The following is a 22,844-nucleotide window of genomic DNA, read 5'->3' as shown; positions in this document are numbered from 1 at the left end:
CTATGTACATTTAATACTGTATTAAATTTAGATTGTTATTGCTGGTTTTATGTTTAAAATACTTTCAATAACGATTTTTTTATACAGCTTAAACTTTTAATGATTTTTATAATTTTATAACTAATTATAAAAATATACAAAAAGTGCTGATTTGCTTAAAAAAACGGCACTTTTTTTTACTTTTATGCGTTAAATTGCATGTTAATTCTTAATCAAATCGCAACATTTTTATAGTTTAAAAATGTTTATTAAACTTATGATATTAAATTTATTTTTTAAGCTTTATTCATATTTTGATTGGTTGGTAAACAAAATTTTTTAAACCCACTTTTGCGGACAATAGAATAGAATTAAAAATCTACTTAAAGTATTCAGATAGGTTATTATCCACCTCTTTAATTTCGTTTTTAAACATTGATTTTAAGTGGTTCATTTCTTCTTTTAAACCTGATGTATTTAATTTAAATCTTTCTAAATTTCTAATCAAGTAATTAAACTTGTCCATAAATGTCGAAACTACTGACTTATGCATTACGACTATCAAACTCAATTTATAAGCCAAATCGTCTCAAACGTCAAGATTTTTACCTATTAAAAAAATCTCTTGTGAGTTAAAAGTTAGATAAATCACTGCTTGCTTTGTAACGGTTTTCTGGAGTTTTTAAAAAAATATTCACCACTTGAGTTCATACGAAATAAAACTCTTATTTTCTTTGAAAAATTAACTCTATTGCCGTTAGTATCAACTGGGCCATAATATTCGTTTGGGTACTTAACTGCGCCTGAATGAGTTTTGTTTTTAAAATGATAATCAACATACCAACCAGGATCGCCTTCAGTTATTTTTCTAAAACAGTTTTTATTGCTATTTCTTTTTAATTTTGGAGATATAAAATTAAAGTAATCTATTAATTGGTCTTCAATTTTACTAATTTTTGTTCAATGTTTTATATTCTTTATTTTAAAGCATATAGGATAATTTGATTGAGCAGTTTTAAAAGACCTTTCAAGACTACTATTTATTGCATAATAAAATATTGTTTCTGGAATTGTGTTATTTAAAATATTTTTTAACATTTCTTTTAGCTTCTTTTCTAGCCCCTTTGTGCGAGTGCTCTGTTGCATAGCCCCTTTTTAAAGTGCGTCTGTAAAGAGTTTTTTAAAGAGATTATTGAACCTTTTGTTCTATAATAAATTGCCATAGTAACATTTCTAGTTCTATCTCTAGGTTGATCAAAAATAAAAGAACTAAAATCTCTGATTTTTTCAATTTCAGAATCTACAAGATCAGCACTAAATTTTTGTCTATATTTATTTCCCTTTTTTGTGTGAGACATTAAATGTCCCGTCAAAATTTATAGATTTTTAATTTTAAAAACTGTAAAACGGCTAACTTCGTGTTTTATGGCAATTTAGTTTATTTTTATTTTTTTCATTAGTTATATCGATATAAATACCTTTTCTTTTTTTCTCAAAATCTGTCAAATTTTGGATTTCTATTTTTTTATATTTCACATTACCTCTTATAATTATTTTAAACTATAGGATGTTGCAAAATAATTGAGAATTGCAATGTAGCAAAATAATTGAGAATCCACATAATTAATGGTAATAAAATTAATTTTTTTTATTTTTTAAAAAATATATTATAATATTTAAGCATTAATCAATTAATGCCCAGGTGGCGGAATGGTAGACGCTACGGACTTAAAATCCGTTGGCTGTAATGGCCGTGCTGGTTCAAGTCCAGTTCTGGGCACCAGAAGCGCCCTTAGCTCAGAAGGTAGAGCAAATGGCTTTTAACCATTGGGTCAGAGGTTCGAATCCTCTAGGGCGTACCATTTCAGGTGACTGACATAAACAAATAAAAGACAGATAATCTGTCTTTTATTTTAATTTCTTTGTTTAATACTAAATCTTATGAAATATGAAGTGAAACTGATTAGCGCAATGATAATAAAACCTATTCACAAATAAGGCGAAACGTCAGCTATATCTTTTGCTCTTGTTAGATTTGTTTTTTGGCCTAATAATGAAGAAGACAAAGAACCATAAATTATAAAATTTCTAGCTATTTTTTCTAGTTCTAGGCTTGCAAAGCTAATGAAATCTAGTCTAATTTTTGGGCGAATAAAATTTCTATATATCAAAAAATTAGAGAAGCCTAGTTTTTTTAATTCTTTTATTTTTTCTATACTAATGTTATTAATTGTCTGATATAAGTTTCTTGATATTGAAGATGCACTATGGATACCAAAAGCAAAAACAAATGATGCTGACAATTCTTCAAAAAGATTAGAAAGCATTAGAAATATAATAACAGCAGGTATTGCTCTTATTAATATATTTAAATACTTATAGAAGATACTTAAATGTTTTCCTACTATTGATTTAGACATTAATAGCATTCTAAAATATGAAATAAAATATGTTAAAATGAAGGTTAAGAATACAAGTGATGCAAATTGAATGATAATCCAAAAAATCCCATCTTCGCTAAAGCTAAAAATTATATCTTTTCAACTCCCCTTAAACATATTATTTAAAAAGCCAGTAGCTTCGGTCTCATAAAATTTTTCATGAGCTAAATCTTTTATAGCTACGCAAATTAGCGCAAAGGTAAGTAAAATAAATAGTGAAATAAAAGTTTTTTTGATTATATTATTAGTTTGATATTTCTTAAAATTGATATTATCTTGTTTTCGAGATTCAAATAGAAATTTGTTTATATTTTCACTAATAATTTCCACTAAAAACAAGAAGGAAACTAGTATTAACAAAGGTATTATTAGTTCTGTATAATTTATTGGCTGAATTTGAGGATTTATTAAAATTCCTATCCCTAAAAAACCAATATTAGCTAGTATTGCTGACCAACGTAAATTTGTTTCAAATGCATAGATGAAGTAACTTATGAATTTTTTTCTAAGTTGAGGTCATATTTCTGTTCAAAAAGCCTTTTGTCTTGAGTGCTGTGATTTTACCAAATGATAAAAAATACTAAAATTAGCATTCTCAATTATTTGTGAAAAATACTCATGCAATCAAAGCCATGTAAATCAACAAAAAATTAATGCTATCGCTAGTTTTTTATCAAAAGAAATTTTAAATAAATATACAAAAAACAATTCTGGAAAAATTCTTAAAGCAATTACTATAACTTTAGATGGAATAGCTATATATTTGCTATTGGTTTTAATATTAGAAAAATACGAAGTGAGAAATGCGAGCATGAATCCAATAATTGTACTTAGGAAAATTATTTTTATACTATTTCATAAAAACAAAAAAGAAATATAAAAGAGATTTTGTTTATATATATTACTAAAACTACTTGGAGAAAAAAAATCCCTTAAATTTTTAATAAAGAGATTAATACCTGATGGTGCAAAACTAAAATTAACAATATAGATTGAAGCTATAATTAGTAAAATAATAAAAACAAAAAATGCTATTTTTCAAACTAGCCGATATGGTCCGTTTTTTAAAATAGTATTGCCTAATTTTAACTGTTCTTTAAAAATGTTTCTTTTTAATCACATATTAACTAAATATTTTATTATAAGGTTGTATTGCTTCCTTATCAACATCATTAATTATTTTGTAGCCATTAAATCCTACGGTAGGACCATAATCATCTTCGTTATTTCTTCATAAGTCTATTATTATATTTTTTAAATAGTTTATTTGTTCCATATTGAAATCATCTTTATTAACCACTACAACATTATACTTTAGTGGATCAGTGGCCGTTAAAAATTCAATTTTAACATTCTCATCATCAGGGGTGTAGAACTTGCCCCTTTTATTATTGCGATAGGCAAACGAGGCCATTTCATCGAAAACAATATGATATTTTTTAAGTGAACCATTCGCTATATTTTTTGCTTCTCCTTGTGTATATTTTTCGATATTTTTTATTTTATCTTCAGCAAAAGAATTAAATTTATTGTTTTCTAGATTAAAATGCTTTTTGAATAATGCTTCTTGTAGAATATATTTTGAACCGCTGCTTTCCTTACCGGTCACAATACCAAAATTTCTAAAAGTATTTCAATCTTTATTGTCTCATGCTTTTTTAATTTGTTCTCTTTCTTCATTTGTGCCTTGAATCATTATAATGCCACGATAGTATTCAACTAATTCATTATTTTTTGCATAGAAATATTCGTATATATTTCCATTCCAACTATATTCCTCATCGGTTCATGCGGTATATGATTTTTTATTAAACAATTTTTGTAATTTAGCAGCAATAATTCTTAATTTGTCAGTATTTGATCCATCTGAGTAGCTATCATTAAAATTTTTATCAAATTTAAATGCCCTAGTCATAGTTTGTAAGATAGGAATAATATTTTGGTCATTGTTTCTGATGAATAAAGGAGTCGTAATGATAGCAATGTTGCTTGTTTTTTTTCTAACAATACCAGCTATATCATTATTTGCTGAAACGTATCTTACTTTAATTGTTGCATCCTTATTTATTTTCTTTTTAAATTCAGATAAAATTTTGCTAAAAAATAGATGTTTTTTATTACCAAAAAAAGGCTCATTTATAACAAATTTTAATGTTAAATTAGCATCCTGCTTTGCGCTGCACGCAATAGAAATAAAGGCAAATGTGGACATTAGAGTGCTTAGGCTTAGTATAAACGCTATTTTTTTATTTTTCATAAAACAAAAATCCCTTCAATTTAATTAAAAAGGGATGATGACCAAAAAATAAGAACTCACTACGCCAGTATTATCTGGATCAGCTAACGAGGGTATTTCTCAGCCTTAATGGGCACCCCTGTTCATAAATTTATGATTCAATTATAGTACTTTTTAGTTTGCAAAAAGGAAAAAATCTCTTTTTACTTATGTTGTAATTAATATTGGATTTAAGAGTAAGTTTTATAGATATGCTATTTTGCTTTGAAAATATAAAATATACTTTGGATATCATAATTATTTTTTGTTATTTAGCATATAATTTATATGCTACTAAGTACATTTAAAAGGGAAAAAGATGAGTTATTCAGTCGGTCAAATAATAAAGGCAAAAGTTTACAAAATTTCAAGCAAATTTATAACTCTTATAACCAAAACCAACCATGTTGGTTATTTAGGCGTTTCTGAAGTTAGTGATTATTATATAAGTAATTTGAATTCATTTTTTAAGATTAATGACATTAAAGAACTAATAATTATTGATATAGCGGCAAATGGTGAACTTATTTTTTCATTTAAGCAAATTCATCCAAAGGAATTAAGAAATCCTTTTAGTTTTAAACTTGATAAAAATGGCGCTAAGTTTGATAAATTGCTTGATTTTACAAATAAAGGAATACATTATGGCGATTAGAAGTAAGATAGATTTTTTATCTGACCAGGTTATTGACTCTAAATTATTTAGTGGTAAATATAAGGATATTATTAACGATATTAATGATAAAATAAAATCCAAAGAAATTGAAGGATATAAAAATTTTGGTTTTTTTGAAATTGATAGAAATATCCAAAGGAGTGATTATTCAAAGATAAAAAAAATTGTCAAATTTTTTAATGATGAAAAAATTCAAACCTTTGTTGTCATTGCTCCACAACATATATGTATTCAATCAAAGAGTATAATAGGCCTAGCGAATTCCCGCTTAAGAAACAATTGTGGAATTGAGATTATGTATGTTGATGAAAGTTATGAAGGAATAGATATCTTAAACCTAATTCAATATTTAGAAAATAGGTCATTTGCAATTAATGTTATATCAAAAAATGGAGAGGATATTGAGAGCTTAATTGTTTTTAGAGAATTGGTTACATTACTTAATATACAGGTTGGCAGAAATAATGCAACCAATTATATTTTTATAACAACTAATAACAACTATGGAAAATTATTCAATCTTGTTCAAACAAAAAATTATAATCATTTAGTTTTATTAGATAATACCCCTGAAAGATATTTAAACTATTCAGCAGCAGTTTTATTACCTCTTGCTTGTGCTAATATTGACATTGATGATTATATTGAAGGAGCAAAGGAAGCAAATGAATATTTTAGTAACACAAATTTAGAAAATAATAGTGCATATCGTTACGCTCTAGTTAGATATATATTTAATAAACAAGATCGCAATCATGAAGAGAAAGACATTTTTGCAATTGAGAATATTGTTTCGGGATCTAAAATTTATAAATGTTTAAATGATTTATTTGCTATGTATCTGGTTTCGTCTTCATATCGAAGTTATAAAGGGATACAAGTTAACACATTTATTCATCCTTCTGATACTAAAACGTTTGCTAATTTGTTTTATAATAAGCAAAGAAGAATGTTTAATACTCATATTTTGGTTCAAAATCCCATGTTTGACTTCAATATAGCTATTGTTAATGACAATGATGGCGATGAACTTAATTTTTTAATGAAGAAAACATTTAACAATGTAAATAAGGCATTATTGCAAGCAACTAAGTATTATTATCTAGGTATTCAAATACCTTTTATAGATATAGTTATTAGTGATTTAGAGGACAAAACATTGGGTTGAATTGTTTCCTTTATTCATCGTGCATCAATAATGAGTGCACATCTTATGAAGATAGATCCATTTGAAGAAACCGGATTAAAAACGTTTAATATCGTTATGGCTAAAAAAATTAACGAATTAATGGGGGGACAAAAAAATGACTAAAATAGGAATTATTGGCGTTGGGGCCGTTGGTTCGGCCTATTTATATGCTTCATTGAATAAATCGATTGAGGCTGATTATGTATTGGTTGATGCCTTTGTTGAATATGCAAAAGCACAAGCTAAAGATCTGAATGATGCTGCATGTTCGATGTTACAAAGCGGTTCAACATTTGTGGCTGGAACTTATCAAGATTTAGCAGATGCTGAGATCATTGTTATTACTGCATCGGTAAAACCGAAGGATGGAGTTTTAAAAGATCGACTTGAATTATTAACAGATAATGCTAAATTAATTGCTGAAATAGGAACAAAAATAAAGCAATCAGGTTTCAATGGTATTACTATTATTGCTTCAAACCCGGTTGATATTATGGCTTCAATATATCAACAAATCACAAAATTTGCTCCTGAAAGAGTTATATCATCTGGAACAATTCTTGAAACCGCTAGAATGAAAAAATTCCTGTCTGAAAAAATTAATGTTAAGGCAGGATCGATCACTGGATTCGTTATTGGAGAACACGGAGCAAGATGCTTAATTCCGTTTTCAAAAATAAGAATAGGACTTGGTTCATTAAAGGATTGATTAGCAAATAATACAATTTCTGAAGAATGATTACAAAAATTAAATCAAAAAGTTAAGGATGAAGCATTTGAAATTATTACTGGAAAAGGAATTACAAATTTTGGAATTGGTGAAAACCTAGCCGAAATTACGCAATCAATTTTAACAGATCGTCAAGCAATTTATTCATTAGGAGTTAAACTTCCACAAGAGTATGAAAATAGTGGTGTTTATTTTGGATTACCTGTAATTTTAGGAAGAAATGGTTATCGTCATTTACCAAAAATTAGATTAACAGACGATGAACAATCCATATTTGATTCATTTTCAAAGGAAATGAAGGAAACTGTTGTTGAAATTCTTAAAAATTTAGGTATAGAACCAGATTTTAAGTAATGATTAAAGCTATTGTTTAAACATGGAAATCTCTCTTTAATTGGGAGTTTTTTTATTTATTTCTTTTAAGTTTAATTTATTGAGAATTTATAATGTCAGGCCTATTTGTTAATATTAATATGATGTAAATTTATTTTTTGCATAATTGCGTTACATTAATATGTTAAAAATTACAATATAATATTAAAATATGAAGAAAATTCAATTTGAGCATTACTATGCCGCATATCCAAGATCAAAGATGAATATATTAAATGATATAAATTTGTTAATTAATCAAGGTGAAATGATTGCTATTATAGGAAGATCTGGTTCAGGAAAAACTACATTGTTTAATGCCATTCTAAAACAACTAAAAACTAGTCAAGGCAAACTTTTTATTAATGAATATGATATAGAGAACATTTCAAAACGACAATGAAAAAAAATAGTAAAGAGAGTTGGTTATCTTTCGCAAGAAACAAATCTTATTGAGTCGTTAAATGTGTATGAAAATATTTTGCATTTTTATTCAAAATATAAAAATGTGTTATTTTCCTTGTTAAAAATAATAACTAAATCACAAAAACAAGAAATTTATAATGTTCTCGACTCCTTAGGAATTTTAGATAAGATCTTTACAAAAATTTCTGATTTATCAGGCGGCCAAAAACAACGTGTTGAAATAGCAAAAATTTTGCTAAGAGACGTTGATATTATTTTAGCTGATGAACCAACTAGTTCACTAGATATTAAAACATCAAAGGATATAATGTCAATTTTAAAAAATATCAACACGAAATATAACACAACAGTTTTAGTTAATATTCATGATTTAAATGTCCTTAGAAATAATTTTTCTAAATATATTTTTATTAATAATGGTCAAATAGTTAAAAACGGAGACCTTTATAATCTTTCTGAAAAAGAATTAGAACAGTTATATGAAAGTTAGATATTAAGAGGTATGTTTATTACTTTTTTATTTTTTAAATTGTTGTTTAATGTAAAATTAAGTAAATATAAAATGGAAAGGTGACTTAATGGAAGTACAAAGTAGTGATCGAAGTAGTGCAAATATTGTGTTTTCACTAAGCACATTTTGTTAATTATGTAGAATTACTGCTTCCTTAAACATATTTTAAATATAAAGGAGGTGAATAATGAAGAAAGCAAAGGTTAATAATATTGAGAGTCAAAATATTAAATTATCTAAGCAAGATTTGGCAAAAAATAATCCGATAAATAAGCGACTAGTTGAAGCATCTATTAGTGATGTAGAACTTTTATTTGAAAAATATAAATCTTCTAAAAATGGCATCAAGATTGAAAAACAAGTTGAGCAAAACCGCGATGAATATGGTGTAAATAAAATTTCCAAAAAAGGGGCTGACACTGCTGGAAAAAGATTAATCCGCTCTTTCTTTAATTTGTTTAATATTATTCTTTTTATACTTACAATTATTACTGCTGTAGTCGATATTATATTGCCAATAAGCAGTGGTAAGTATAATGAAGTTAATTATATAACTGTCATTATTATTCTGGTAATAGTTTTTGCCAGCAGTATTATTCACTTTATTCAAGAACAAAAATCTGCTTCTAGTGCCAATAAACTTATTGAAATTATTGAGACAACTTGTTTGGTTGAGCGTGATGGGGTTCTAAAGGAAATACCGATGGACGAAATAGTTGTTGGTGATATTGTTCATTTAGCAGCTGGCGATATTATTCCTGGTGATGTTAGAATTATTGCGGCAAAAGACTTATTTGTTTCGCAATCCTCGTTATCTGGCGAAAGCGATGCAATTGAAAAATATAGTATTATTGATGCGCAAACTAATTATGATAATCTGACAGATAGACCCAATCTTGCTTTTATGGGTTCAAACATTATTTCTGGTTCAGCAAAGGCATTGGTGCTAGTAGTCGGAAATGATACTGTCATTGGTAAGGTGGCTTCAAAATTAAATGAAAAACAAGTTCCTACTAACTTTGAAAAAGGTATTAAAAAAATTTCTGTAATGTTAACCTGCATCATTGCTTTTGTTATTCCTATCATTTTTTTAATTGTTGGATTAACCCATCAAAAGATTGAAGGAAACAATGCATGATTTAATGCTTTATTATTTGGTATATCTATTGCTATCGGATTAATCCCTGAAATGTTGCCAATGATTGTAACTGCTTGTTTATCAAAAGGTTCAATCGCAATGGGGAAGGCAAAAACTATCGTTAAAAATATTAACTCCATCCAAAATTTTGGTGCTATGGATATTTTATGTACTGATAAGACTGGAACAATAACTCAAGATGAAATTATTCTTGAAAGGCACCTTGATGTTAATGGGAAAGAGGATTATCATGTTTTAAAGTATGCTTTTTTAAATTCTTATTATCAAACAGGATTAAAAAACCTACTAGATAAATCGATTATTAATCGTACCCTTGATTTAGCTGATGAACAAAAATCATTAGATAATCTTGAATTGCATTATTTGAAAATTGATGAGGTTCCTTTCGATTTCAATAGAAAGCGTATGTCAGTGCTTGTAAAGTCTCTTAAAAATAATAAGGTTACGTTGATTACTAAAGGAGCTGTTGAAGAAATTATTAATGTATGTAGCACAATTTATTTAGATGGAAAAGTAATTCCTCTTGATAAAAAGGTAATCCGTAAAGTTTTGAATAAGGTTGAGGAATTTAGTGAAGAAGGAATGAGAGTTGTTGCTGTCGCTTCCAAAAAGTCTAATATTGATGCTGTCGGAAAGCTGAGTGTAAACGATGAAAAAGATATGACTTTAATAGGCTATCTAACATTTTTAGACCCACCGAAAGATTCTGCTGAAGATGCTATTAAGAAGTTACATAATTTGGGCGTAGAAGTAAAAATACTAACTGGTGATAATCCACTGGTTACAAAGGCAGTTTGTTCAAAAGTCGGCATTCCTTATGAAAAAATATTGCTAGGAAAAGACATTACTAAACTTAGTGATGTCGAGCTAGCAATCGAAGTTGAAAAGACACAAATTTTTGCTAAACTTAGCCCCGATCAAAAAGCTAGAATAATTACCATTTTGCGTAATAATGGTCATGTTGTCGGCTACATGGGTGATGGTATTAATGATGCACCAGCAATGAAGGTTGCTGACGTATCAATATCTGTAGATACAGCAGTTGATATTGCAAAAGAGTCAGCTAATATCATTCTTCTTGAAAAAGATTTAAATGTTTTGGCTACAGGGATAGTTGAGGGAAGAAAAACTCATGCCAATATTAATAAATATATAAAAATGACTGTGTCATCAAACTTTGGAAACATTTTTAGCGTAGTTATAGCCTCAATTATGCTTCCATTTATTCCTTTAGCACCTGTGCAAATTATTTTTTTAAATTTAATTTATGATTTTTGTTGTGGAACAATTCCGTGAGATAATGTAGATAAAGAATTTATTCAATCTCCGCGGCAATGGGGACATAAGTCTATTTGGCGATTTATGCTATGATTTGGCCCTGCTAGTTCAATTGTTGATGTTATGTCGTTTTGTTTATTATTTTTTGTTATCATTCCACAAGCAATTAAACAAACAACATTTACCAAAATTAGTGATTATAGTAATTTATCTCTTGAACAACAAAAAGAATTTAGATTGATGTTTTGAGCTGGGTGATTAGTTATCTCAATGTGAACACAAACTTTTGTTATTCATCTATTAAGAACTGATAAAGTGCCACTAATTAAATCTAACGCTTCTACTCCGGTGATTATTTCAACCTTGACCGGAGTTGCATTGGTAACTGCTCTTCCTTATATTCCAAAGCTAAATACTTCCTTGCAACTAGCACCGCTACCCTCGATATTTTATGCTTGGCTTGCACTGTTGCTTTCTACCTATACATTTCTTGTGATAATAACCAAAATTATTTATCGTAAGATCTATAAGCATTTCTTATAATTAATAAGTCAACTTGGCTTATTTTTTTAATTTTGTAATAATCTAAGAAAAAGTTAAATATTAACACATTAATATATTAAAATTAATATTAAAAATTAGGGAAGGAAAATTTAAGCTAAAAAAAATGAAAAAATTAGATGAAAATGTAATTATTTTTGGGATGGATAATTCTGAAAAACTAGCTAATGAAATTGCTAAATATTTAGACACTGATGTTAAAAAGGTTAATAAAGTTGTTTTTGCTGACGGCGAGAATTTAGTTTATCCCGACGAAACTGTTCGAAATAAAACTGTTTTTGTTATCAACAATACAGGAAAACCAGTCAATGATAATTTGATGAGTCTTTTGATATTTATTGATGCACTGAAGCGTGCTAGCGCAAAAAGAATTATTTGTGTTACTACTTATTATGGTTATGCAAGACAAGATAGAAAAACAAGCGGCAGACATCCAATTTCAGCCAAACTTGTTGCTGATTTATTAGAAACTGCTGGTGCTGATAAAATTATTGTTGTTGATTTGCACAATGCATCAATTCAAGGCTTTTTTAATATTCCTGTTGATGATCTAAGAGGTCAATTTATTTTTGCTAAGGAATTAAGAAAAAGAAAAGATAAATTTGTTATTGTCTCTCCTGATCATGGCGGCGCAGTTAGAGCACGTCAATTATCAGAATGCCTAAATTCCGATGAACCAATTGCAATTATTGATAAAAGAAGAACTGGCCCAAATGTATCTGAAATTATGGGCGTTTTAGGTAATGTTAATGGTAAGAATGTAATCATCTACGATGATATTATTGATACTGGTGGAACTATTATACATGCAGCAGAAACACTAAAGGCGCAAGGTGCTAACAAAGTTATTATCGCTGCAACACACGGGTTATTTTCAAGAGGTTTTGAAATGTTCGAAAGCAATCCTATCATTGATGAAGTTATAATAACTAATTCAGTAGATCACTCGCATTTATCACATTTTAAGAAGCTAAAAGAATTATCAATGGCCGAATTTCTTGGTTTAGTTATTGAGGCTAATACTAATAGCACATCAATAAGTGAAATTTATAAAGAATATAGTAATGGAAGAATTTAGAAGAATTATAACTCAATATCTTTGCATTGAAGATGAAGACATAATTGCTAAACTTTATTTATATTATCAGTTAATTGAAGAAGAAAATAAGAAGTATAATTTAACTGGTTTCTACGGTGAAAAATTAATTAAAGAGGCCATTATAGAATCAATTCTTATTTTTAAAAATATAAATAAAAATATTGCAAATCTATGTAATAAGGAGGTTCTTGACATTGGTTCAGGAGCAGGTTTTCCTATTATCCCTTATTTAATATATAGTCAAAATTTTAATCTTACAATTTATGAGCCGATGCAAAAAAGGGTAAATTTTTTATGGCTTGTAGTCAAAAAATGTAATTTAAAAAATGTAAGGATTCTTAAAATAAGATCAGAAGAATCATTAGAAAAGGAAAGATTTGATTTTATAAGTGCAAGAGCAGTTTCAGAATTAAAGAATCTTGTTGAAATATCTCATCATGTTGGAAAAATAGGCTCAATTTTTTGTTTTTTAAAATCAACTAATTTTCAAAAGGAAATTGATAATTCTAGAAATATTAAGAATATATTAAAAATTAAATTTAATACTTTATGTTTAAATAAATTTTTTACTATCGATAATGTCTTGGTTTATTATGAAAAAAAAATTCCTACCCCTAATTTTATCCCAAGAAAATGGTCGATAATTATTAAAGAAAATTCCAAAAAATAAATTTAAATTTTCTGTTCATTATGTACATGAGCAGAATTTTTTGTTGCATATTTAAAAAAATTTATTAAATAATAATTTAATAAACTATATAATTAACATTACAAAGTTTGGGAAGGGGTGAGAGATGAAGAGATTATTTAAAGAAGTTTTTAGGTCACTTGCTAAAAACAAAGTTACATTAATTTGTTTAACAATCTTAATTTTCTTAACAACATTTTTATTTACTTTGTTAAATGATGTTAAGACTTCATATTCACGAACAATAAATGCATATGATAAGGTTTCTAAATTGCATGATTTAACTGTTGATTTAGATATTAATCCTTCAGGAGTCATCCCTAGCCATGGATATAATCAAATTGATAAGGATAATCATAGCGTTATTACTTCGCCAATAAAATTCGAATCATCTAAAAATGGTTCGGATGTTTCTTATACGATTAATTTGCCGGGAAGCGAGCACAATTTTATTAACATAAAAGATACTATCGAAAATTGAAACACCAATCCTAAATATTATTTGAAGACTGAAGACTTTTTAAAATTATATTATGAACAACTTTCAGGTCAAGTTTCAAGTGTTAGATTCGAGATTAATAAAGAAAACCCTAATCCCAAAAAGATTAGAGAATTTACTTTTTCAGGTGAAAATAGAAAATTTAAAGTTTATCAAAAAGAGGGAAATAAATATTCTTTGGTAACTAAAGTAAACAGAGTTAATACTGATGACTTAATAAGATTTAAAACAAAAGTAAAATTAGGTGATATTTTAACTATATCATATGGTCCTAAAGGACCTTTTAATCAACAAACAATTAAGGATAGCGTTGTAGAATCCTCGCCTCTTTATATCAATACCGTAACTAAACAAGCATCATTTTTGACCCAAGATTATGATGAATGAAAAGCAGAAGGTGTTTTATATGTTATTGAATCTAATAAAGTCCTTGAATTAATGGGATTTGAAAAAAAATCAAATGATCAAAAGTGATATTTTAATGAAGAAAAAGCTAAAAATGCAAAAATTAAAATCGCTGGCAATCAAAAAACAACACAATGAAATATTATTAATGATGATATCCTTGTTGATGATTTTAAACTCGGGACATTTGCAAATGTAAATAAAATAGTTTCTAATTCTCCTCTATATATCGAACTAGCTTCTAATAGTACTTATAAAATTCCGGAAGGATGAATAAGAAGAGCTGAGCGAATGGTTTCATATAATTGATATCGTTACATTTTAAATTGAAATGAAAGCAATCAAGAAGATAAGTCCAATTGAAAAGGATCGTACTTTAAATTTATTGAGCAATTTAGCAAAAATCAACCTAAAGAATATGAGCAACATTTATATTTCTCTTATTGAGATAAGACCATAACCACTACCTATAGTATTGGAAATAAATATAAACAAACCTTTGTGCAAACGGTTCCAATTGATAAAAATGATATTGATGTTACCTTTAAACAGCCGTGAAGTGGAGGGAAAGAAAATACACGAATTCCTAAAAATAAGCAAAACCTTGATGCCTTTAATTTATGAAATATTAAGCAAGTAGAATTTAATAAATTAGGATCGCAGCCATTAAGTGATGAAGAATTTCAAGATGTATCAAATGTTAGCAAGCTTAATGTAGCTCAAAATTTTATTCGTAATAATGCTTTAAGTTTTGCTCGTTCTTCAATACTGGAAGATATTAAAAAAACTGTTGGTAAAGATAATTTAGGTATTAGAAAAACCATCACTGTTGAAACAGTTAATGAAGGCAATGCAAAAAAGAATGTATTTCATTTTGTTAATATTGGTGATAAGGATAAAAAAATACTAGGATTTGAAAATAATGTTGGTAAGTTATATAACGAAAGTCTTAATCCATCTATTTTGCATTCAAGTATTTCAAATGAAAATGTTGATAAATTCTTATTAAAGCCAGATAAAAATAGCAATCTTATAACTAAAATTCCTGCTGTTTATACTAGGTCGTTAGTTGAAACTATTTTTCGTAATTTTACGCCAAATAATGAATATTTTAATGCGGATATAAGATTTGAAAAGTACTATGATTTTCTTGAAAACACAAAAATTCCAACCCTAGTTGATGGAAAAATATTGGTTTTAACTACTGCTACGCCAGAAATAAAGCGCCCCGGAGGATCTACTGTCGTTGGGGCAATTGCAATGCCTAGACCAAATAAATATATATTTTTAGTTCAAAGCAATATTGATGGTTTTACAGACGATATCGTGTGAAATAAGGTTTTAGTTAATGGCAAGGAATATTTAAGCTTGGATGAAGTTTATAATTACCTTGTTCAACAAGATTATACTGTTCGTGGTGAAATAGGTGCAAACGGTTGAGCCGTTGTTAATCCTCAATTTAGAAACGCAATAAGTTTACCAATATCATTCGGATCAATTTCACCAGATTTAACTCTTGAAATTACACAAAAAAATACAATTAAAACCTTAGTTGATAGATTACGTTCAGTTCTTTTAGATACAGATTTTGGAAAATTATTTGATCGCCGTGATGTATATCGTATTTTCAAAGCTGTCACCGATTCTGTTGAAAGCAATGGGTTACATACATTGCTTGCCATCGGAAAAACTAACCGTTTTATTTTAGAAAAAACAATTTTAGATATTATTAAATTTTTAGTTAAACCTCTGCCGCAAGATAATAACCAAAATCTTGAATACATAAATATAAATGCAAATGCTTTCATTCATAATTTCTTTGCAAAGATATTTTTATATTTTAAAAAACAATATTTACTATCGGCTAAAACTAATGAAGAAAGGGAAAACTATCTTGTTTCACAAATAAATAATCTAAGCGGAATTTTAAATTTTTCTAATTTATACATTATTCCACAACTCAAGATTTCATTAAAAGATCTATTTGTTTATATAAGAGATAAAGAAAAAATTTTCGATATTTTAACCGAAATATTTTCATCAATTGATTTTGTTAAATTTTCAGCAATAATAAACGATTGATACGATCGCCATCCATATAAACCGTTTACTGCGGTAAATGATACATATTGAACAATGTCTCATGAACGGATGATTATTTCTTTATTAGGTTCGTTGAATGAAGAAAAATTCAAAAAATCCATTAAGAACCTTTTTAATTTAGTAGATTTTAGCAAAATACTTGATCCAGAGCAAAAAAGCAGCTACTACCAAAAATGAGTTCAAGCATACAAAAATATAAATCAAGACTTAGATAAAAATACGAAGGATGAGGCTAAAAAATTCTTCAAAGCCTTAGACGCTAATAAAGATGGCTCATATAAGAATATTAACGAAGGACTATTTAGTATTTTTTCAAATATAAATATTGAACAATTCACTAATTCACTTAATAAATTAATTAAGATTAATAAATATCCAATTACAGCTAATAATAAAATTTATAACGATTACAATACTGAATATTTAAATCAATCTGATTATTTGGCAGCATTTATGTCCTCTCTAAACCTTGTTGGCGAAAATGAAATTTCAGCAAGCAAAATTATTCAAATTCAAAATGCGATTATTAAAATTTTTAACTTTTCAAACAAAACAGAAAGTTTGGTTAAAGAATTAAATATTTCTATTCCAACCAAAGAAGAAGGAAAAATTTCATTACTAGATTTGGCTATTTTGCCTAAATTAGCATTGCCAAATAATTTGTCTAGCAGTTTTTCTATTCCTTCATCATATAATGTTCCTATTAATGAATTTGATTTAGTTGATATCAAAAAGATTATTGCAAAGGTAAAACAAGCAATAAATTCTAAAACTTTATTAAAATTGACTAAATCTGAGTTTGATTTTGTTAAACAACAAGCACTTGTTAATGATATTGAGCTAAATAATCTATCAAAATTACTTGCTAAACTTGAAAAATATTTTAATTTTGTATCTCTTTTAAAACTTAAATCTCTTAAACCAAGGGATAATAAGTTCGACTTTATATTAGAAGGCAAAAATCAAAAGCCCGAATCATATGCTGATTTAGCCTATTTATCAGCAATTATTGATTCAAATGCTAAAGATAAAAAATCACAAATAGAAATCCTAAAAACCTTGCATAATTTTCTTGCTAAATATCTAGGTTCATCATTTCTTGCAAATGGTGAGGAATCAATTATTAAAAATATGTTTGTTTTATATAGCATATGAATTAAGATGGCTTATTTTTTGAATAGAATTGAGCGTATTGAGGATAAAATATCTATTGATCAAAATACTGGACAAAAGATTATTGAAAAGCAATATGCTAAAAAACTTTCTTATGCACAAATTAAACTTGTTCTAAATGAAATCTATAAACTAGCGCTAAATCCTGAATTTGTTAAGGCAATGCAAAACTTCGATAAAGTTATTAATCCAATTCCTAGTTTAGGAATATTAGGAAGCGATAATAAGTATCAAGCAACACTTTTAAAAATTCCTTATGCTCATGCACATACTAATTTAGCAAATCGTGAACTTATTTCTTTATTGAAAAAATCGCAGGGTATCAATTTATTTAAATCTAATTTAATTAATGCTAGAATTGACACCAAAACTATTGATAAAATAATTGACCTTTTAATTAAGAATTCAAATGAACTTACTTATAACTTTGGTTACATTGCAACAGCCTCGCAAATTCCAACTTATTACAATAATTCGTTAAAAATGTTTCTTGATTCATTCCTTGAAACTAATGACAAAACTCCTATAAAACCGTTAATTAAAGATGATTATGAACTAGATTTGGCATTCAAAAAGGTTATTGAAAATTCAAGACTTAATAATCATTTATCATTATTAAATATTCCTAATAATCTATTAAATCCTTTGACACTACTAAGCTTTCCTCAAATTCCTTTATATTATATTTTAAGTCCAAATCCAAACGAAGGTAATATTGCTTATATTGTTAAAAAAGTTTTAAATAATCTTAAGTCTTCGAATGTTAAGGATATATTTTATCAAATCGAAGCAATTACACAAAATTTTGAAAATTCTGCTTATTATGTTGAATCGAAAAACGATACTTCTATTGATTTAGACCTATCTAGATTTAATTATATTTTTAATCAAAAATTAAGAAATAGTAATGGTAAGGGACTTGATTTATTTGGTATTAATATTACCTCATCTTTAGAAAAATCAGTATATAAAATCATAGAACCTATTAAAATATCAAATTTAATTTCTTATTCAGATTCAGGCTCATATGTTGCTAAAGTTAATTATGGTTATGCATCTAAAAACGGTAAGGAAGTCTATAAAGGTGATATAAGCAAATATCTATCGAACCCTTATGCTATGCAATTATTTATTTCTTCATTAGATGAAAAGTACAAGGTTAAAGTTAATACGCAGGAGTATTTAATCATTGGCATTGATTCAACTGTTGATTATTTATATCCTGTTATTAATGAAGAAAATATTCAAGTAGATACTAATACCCAAGCAATTATTTATGTTAATTCAAAGGGTTTTGACCGTATAAATTCAGCATATCCAACTTTTGCTGTTAAGACTTATGCATTAGTTAAAGCACCTGTTGATGAGAATGGAAAATATTTACATAATAAATCGCCGAAGGAATTGCAGGAGCAATTTAATAATGATATTAATCTTATTAATCCTAATTCATTTAACAAAAAGGTTTATTTAAAAGATGAATTAGACAATATAAATCCTGAAAGAAAGATAAGAATTGTAACCATTAGAACTATTGTTAATTCAATCAAAAATGCCACATTCTATTTAATTTCCGTTTTAACTATCTTAGTTGCATTCATCATATACTTTATTATGAAGAGATATATTGAAGCGAGAAATAAAGTTGTTGGAATATTGCGTGCTCAGGGTTATAAAACCTCAAAAATAGCATTTGCATTTTGTGCTTTTGGTTGAATCCCTGCTTTTGTTGGTGGTTTACTTGGCTATATTGTTGGTTTTGCCTTGCAGGGAACAGCAATGAATGTTTTATCTTCATACTGGACACTTGAAAATAATATAATTCCTATTCACACCTCCGCCATCCTTGGCACGATAATTGCACCGTTGTTATTCGTTAGTTTCTTAATTTTTATAATAACAGCAATTTCTGTTAGAAAAAAACCTATTGAGTTAATGAGTGGTCTTGTTGAGGTTAAGGTTGGGAATTTTGCTCAAAGAATTTCAGCAATGTTTAGAAAACTGCCAGTTAAAGCAAGATTTATCGCCTCTATGGCACTAAATAATTTCTGAAAAATGTTCTCGCTATTCTTAGCATTTTCAACCACATCGTTGATTTCTATGTTCTTTTTATCGTCAAACAACATTTTTAATAAGGCTATAACAAAAACGTATAAAGATAGACTCTATAAATTTAAGCTTGATCTTGAAAGCCCGACAACTGAAGGTGGGCCTTATGTTACTTATAATAAATCTGATATAAATTCATTATTATATGTTCCTAATGATTTAGCTGGATCATCTTCATCAAATGGTAGTCAACTTGATTATGCCAACCCGAATTTCTTAAGACCAGGCAGTTCATTTAATACTGATGTCCCACATATTCCGTATGCACCAACAGTGTTGACTAAATCATCACTTGATATCTTGATTGATTTATCTGTTGAATTAAGCCCTTGAGATATTACTTATGCTAGTTTGCCTGAAACGCAAAGAGCTAGAGTCGCGCAAATATTTAAGCGTGTATCAAAAGAAATGCAAGCTACCCAATATTTAATTGATATTTCTAAGTTAAAAACTGGTAAGGATTATTTAAATGTTGAAGATAGTGACATATCAAATATTATTGCCGTTACTGATTTGGAAAAATTTCAAAAAGATCTCGCCAACAATAAGCCAGAAGATATAAAAAATCGTACGAGCTTCTTTTATTTCACTTCGTCGTCTTTATATCAAAACAATCAATCCAACGGAAGAATTAGCGAACAGTTTAAATTTATTGAATGAGATCCCATTAATGAAACATACTTTAAACCAAAATCTGTTTCAACATCGAGATATAGACAGGAATATCGTAATTTCTTGGTTAATGCCTACCGTCGTATTGAGGGTCTTGATTTCTTTGTATCATTTGGTGGTATTTATTGAAATGATGTAACTAATGAAAAATATACTTATGCTAAAACACTATATAATAATAAAGAAATAAAGATTTATGGATATTATGGTGATAGTAGATTCATTTCAATGCACAATTCTAATAATGAAGATTTACAACAAAAATTAGCTAATTATCAATATAATGAAAATACTACAATCCCCTTGATTGTCAATACTGTTGCCCAAAAAAGATACAATCTTTCTATTGGTTCGAAAATTGAATTTGATTTATTAAACCATGTTGATCGCTTTAGTTATCGTGCGTTAAATCAAAAGCCACCAAGAACTAAATATACCTTTGAAGTTATTGATATATCCGAAACATACATTAATAGTGAATTTATTACAAGAAAGGACATCTTAGACAAAATTTTGGGTTATGACACATTGACTACTCGTTTGCAAAACGCACGTAAACAAGAACTAGAAAATGCTATATTCTTAAACCCACAAAATAAACAAAAAATTACTAGAGACTTTAGACGAAAATATGAAGCATTTAATGGTATTTTATCTAGTGATACAACACCAGTCCAAACGATCGATACCTTAACTACTTATTCATCAACCGGTTTTTGAGGTGCGACCTCTTCATTTGAAGTTGAAGGTGCAAGCGATCAAACTGTTTGAGAATTCTTTAAACGCATATTTATATCTAATAAAGATCTCAATTATATATCTGTTTATGAACACAATATTGATTCCTATAATGAAGCACACCCTGGAGCTAAATTAAGATATAAAGACGTATTATTTAGACTTCTTAATATAAATGAATCTCAATATGAAAAGATTGTAAAACAAGCTAATTCAAATGAAGAATTTAAAGGTTTAGCACGCAGTATTCTTACGAAATTTTATGGAATACAACCCGATACTATTTATGGTAAAAATATTATGTATGGTGCTTCATTTAACGTTAATAGTAAAGATATTGAAGCAGGTTTTATAGCTGATATTTCTGAAACTGTAAATGTTATTCTAATAGCCTTTATTGTTATGTCGCTATTGATTTCCATTATAATATTAATTGTTATTACTAATATTATGATTGCCTCAAATCAAAGAGCAATAGCTACGTTTTCAGTTTTAGGTTATACTAATCGCGAAAAGATTTCACTATTCTTTGCTAACTTTGTTCCGACTATAATATTTGCTTGTTTATTAATGATACCTGCAACATTACTATTGATTTCGGTATTTAATGCATTTATGATGGCTACATCTCAAATTGTCTTGCCACTTGTTTTACACTATTCAACAATTATTATCTCAGCAGCAATTTGCTTAACAGTGTTTATTCTGACCTCGATGGCTACTTGAAAGAGTTTAAATAAAATTAAGGCCATTGACACCTTGAAAGGAAAATAATGTGAAGAAGAAATAAAAAAGTTGAATCTAAAAATGAAGATTTAAATGTTTCCATGAATAATAAAAAAGAGACATCAATAGCTTCGAATGCTGACGGAATATCAGGGCATCCATTAGATAGTGCAACGCTAAAAAAATATAAATTAGCAAATAATAAACCTCGAAAAAAAGATGGATTAGAAAAGGAAAAGAATAGCGATGGCAATATTGTCGAAGTCTTTGATGTTAAGAAAACTTATTTATCAGGAAACGTTGCAACCGATGTTCTAAAAGGTGTTTCTTTAACCATAAAAAAGGGCGAAATTGCAATATTGTATGGTAAATCAGGGTCAGGAAAATCGACGCTTTTAAATATAATAAGTGCACTAGATAGACCAACTAGTGGTAAGGTTATTGTTAATAATATAAATTTGCCTTATCTAAATGAATCCAGACAAACGCTATTTAGACGCGATAATATTTCATTTATTTTTCAAAACTATAATTTATTGCAAAATTTAAATAGCTATGATAATGTTGAGACCGGCGCTTATTTACAGAAGGACAAGTCAAAACATTTGGATATTAAGAAATTATTTAAGGATTTCGACCTTGAAGAATGTATGTTTAAATACCCTTCACAAATGTCGGGTGGTCAACAACAACGTGTTTCTATCCTAAGAGCAATAGCTAAAAATTCTGATATTCTTGTTGCTGATGAGCCAACCGGTGCTCTTGATGAAAAAACGGGATGAATTGTTTTAAAAATTCTTCAAGAAATCAACCGCGATTATGGAACTACGATAATTATTGTTTCACATGATGCTGATGTTGCACAAATTGCGGATAAAGTTATTTATCTTGAATTAGGACATATTAAGGATATAAAACATCAAGAACGAAAATGATTAATAAAAAAGGAAAAAGAAAATTAAAATGATTATAACTATATTATTTATTATATTTGGGTTAATACTATCAACTGCTATTATTACTCTATCAGCATTT

At 27.8% G+C, this 22,844-nt stretch carries 14 protein-coding genes, 2 tRNA genes and 1 riboswitch; of the genes, 11 read left to right on the top strand and 5 right to left on the bottom strand.

What is annotated here, in order from left to right:
- Positions 1–358: 358 nt before the first annotated feature.
- The 3 genes from ACWXVK_RS02160 to ACWXVK_RS02150 all read right to left on the bottom strand — a co-directional run bounded on the left by ACWXVK_RS02160 (position 359) and on the right by ACWXVK_RS02150 (position 1,337).
- On the bottom strand, positions 359–532 hold the full coding sequence (locus tag ACWXVK_RS02160) for a hypothetical protein (RefSeq protein ID WP_456017105.1): 174 nt from the start codon (positions 530–532) through the stop codon (positions 359–361).
- Positions 533–618: 86 nt separating this feature from the next.
- On the bottom strand, positions 619–1,125 hold the full coding sequence (locus ACWXVK_RS02155; RefSeq protein ID WP_456017103.1) for a hypothetical protein: 507 nt from the start codon (positions 1,123–1,125) through the stop codon (positions 619–621).
- Positions 1,095–1,337, bottom strand: a complete 243-nt coding sequence (locus ACWXVK_RS02150; RefSeq protein WP_456017102.1) for a hypothetical protein — start codon at positions 1,335–1,337, stop codon at positions 1,095–1,097. Before ACWXVK_RS02150 ends, ACWXVK_RS02155 begins: the two co-directional genes overlap by 31 nt.
- A gap of 338 nt (positions 1,338–1,675) precedes the next feature.
- On the opposite strand from ACWXVK_RS02150, the gene ACWXVK_RS02145 reads away from it, so the two are divergent.
- Both ACWXVK_RS02145 and ACWXVK_RS02140 read left to right on the top strand, forming a co-directional pair.
- Positions 1,676–1,762: transfer RNA gene (locus ACWXVK_RS02145), tRNA-Leu, on the top strand.
- A 3-nt stretch (positions 1,763–1,765) separates the two neighbouring features.
- Positions 1,766–1,841: transfer RNA gene (locus tag ACWXVK_RS02140), tRNA-Lys, on the top strand.
- A 51-nt stretch (positions 1,842–1,892) separates the two neighbouring features.
- On the opposite strand, the gene ACWXVK_RS02135 is transcribed toward ACWXVK_RS02140, so the two are convergent.
- Both ACWXVK_RS02135 and cypl read right to left on the bottom strand, forming a co-directional pair.
- Positions 1,893–3,233, bottom strand: coding sequence for an ABC transporter permease subunit (locus ACWXVK_RS02135; RefSeq protein ID WP_456017101.1), 1,341 nt, complete (start codon positions 3,231–3,233; stop codon positions 1,893–1,895).
- A gap of 310 nt (positions 3,234–3,543) precedes the next feature.
- Positions 3,544–4,677 carry an ABC transporter thiamine pyrophosphate-binding lipoprotein p37/Cypl gene (cypl, locus tag ACWXVK_RS02130; RefSeq protein WP_456017100.1) on the bottom strand — a complete coding sequence of 378 codons (1,134 nt, stop codon included), beginning with the start codon at positions 4,675–4,677 and terminating at the stop codon, positions 3,544–3,546.
- 39 nt (positions 4,678–4,716) lie between these two features.
- Positions 4,717–4,807, bottom strand: a riboswitch (TPP riboswitch).
- A gap of 207 nt (positions 4,808–5,014) precedes the next feature.
- Between cypl and ACWXVK_RS02125 the strand changes: the two genes are divergently transcribed.
- The 9 genes from ACWXVK_RS02125 to ACWXVK_RS02085 all read left to right on the top strand — a co-directional run bounded on the left by ACWXVK_RS02125 (position 5,015) and on the right by ACWXVK_RS02085 (position 22,771).
- On the top strand, positions 5,015–5,350 hold the full coding sequence (locus ACWXVK_RS02125) for a hypothetical protein (protein ID WP_456017098.1): 336 nt from the start codon (positions 5,015–5,017) through the stop codon (positions 5,348–5,350).
- On the top strand, positions 5,340–6,683 hold the full coding sequence (locus ACWXVK_RS02120; RefSeq protein ID WP_456017097.1) for a hypothetical protein: 1,344 nt from the start codon (positions 5,340–5,342) through the stop codon (positions 6,681–6,683). The genes ACWXVK_RS02125 and ACWXVK_RS02120 overlap by 11 nt, the downstream gene beginning before the upstream one ends.
- The gene (locus tag ACWXVK_RS02115; RefSeq protein WP_438340352.1) at positions 6,676–7,644 is read left to right on the top strand and encodes a lactate/malate family dehydrogenase; all 969 of its coding nucleotides are present in this window, start codon (positions 6,676–6,678) and stop codon (positions 7,642–7,644) included. Before ACWXVK_RS02120 ends, ACWXVK_RS02115 begins: the two co-directional genes overlap by 8 nt.
- A 190-nt stretch (positions 7,645–7,834) precedes the next feature.
- A complete protein-coding gene (locus ACWXVK_RS02110) occupies positions 7,835–8,578 on the top strand; it encodes a phosphonate ABC transporter ATP-binding protein (RefSeq protein WP_456001918.1) in 744 nt (247 codons plus the stop codon).
- Between the two features lie 208 nt (positions 8,579–8,786).
- Positions 8,787–11,579: a magnesium-translocating P-type ATPase gene (gene mgtA, locus ACWXVK_RS02105; RefSeq protein ID WP_438340350.1), complete on the top strand. Its 2,793-nt coding sequence runs from the start codon at positions 8,787–8,789 to the stop codon at positions 11,577–11,579.
- 124 nt (positions 11,580–11,703) lie between these two features.
- A complete protein-coding gene (locus ACWXVK_RS02100) occupies positions 11,704–12,675 on the top strand; it encodes a ribose-phosphate diphosphokinase (RefSeq protein ID WP_438340349.1) in 972 nt (323 codons plus the stop codon).
- Positions 12,662–13,366, top strand: a complete 705-nt coding sequence (rsmG, locus tag ACWXVK_RS02095) for a 16S rRNA (guanine(527)-N(7))-methyltransferase RsmG (protein WP_456017096.1) — start codon at positions 12,662–12,664, stop codon at positions 13,364–13,366. Before ACWXVK_RS02100 ends, rsmG begins: the two co-directional genes overlap by 14 nt.
- Positions 13,367–13,490: 124 nt before the next feature.
- A complete protein-coding gene (locus ACWXVK_RS02090; protein WP_456017094.1) occupies positions 13,491–21,857 on the top strand; it encodes an ABC transporter permease in 8,367 nt (2,788 codons plus the stop codon).
- Complete coding sequence (locus tag ACWXVK_RS02085) at positions 21,857–22,771, top strand: ABC transporter ATP-binding protein (protein ID WP_444704803.1); 915 nt, start codon at positions 21,857–21,859, stop codon at positions 22,769–22,771. Before ACWXVK_RS02090 ends, ACWXVK_RS02085 begins: the two co-directional genes overlap by 1 nt.
- Positions 22,772–22,844: the final 73 nt, after the last annotated feature.

The sequence above is a fragment of the Mycoplasma sp. 3398 genome, from assembly GCF_053851555.1.
This window is presented reverse-complemented; position numbering and strand designations above follow the sequence as displayed.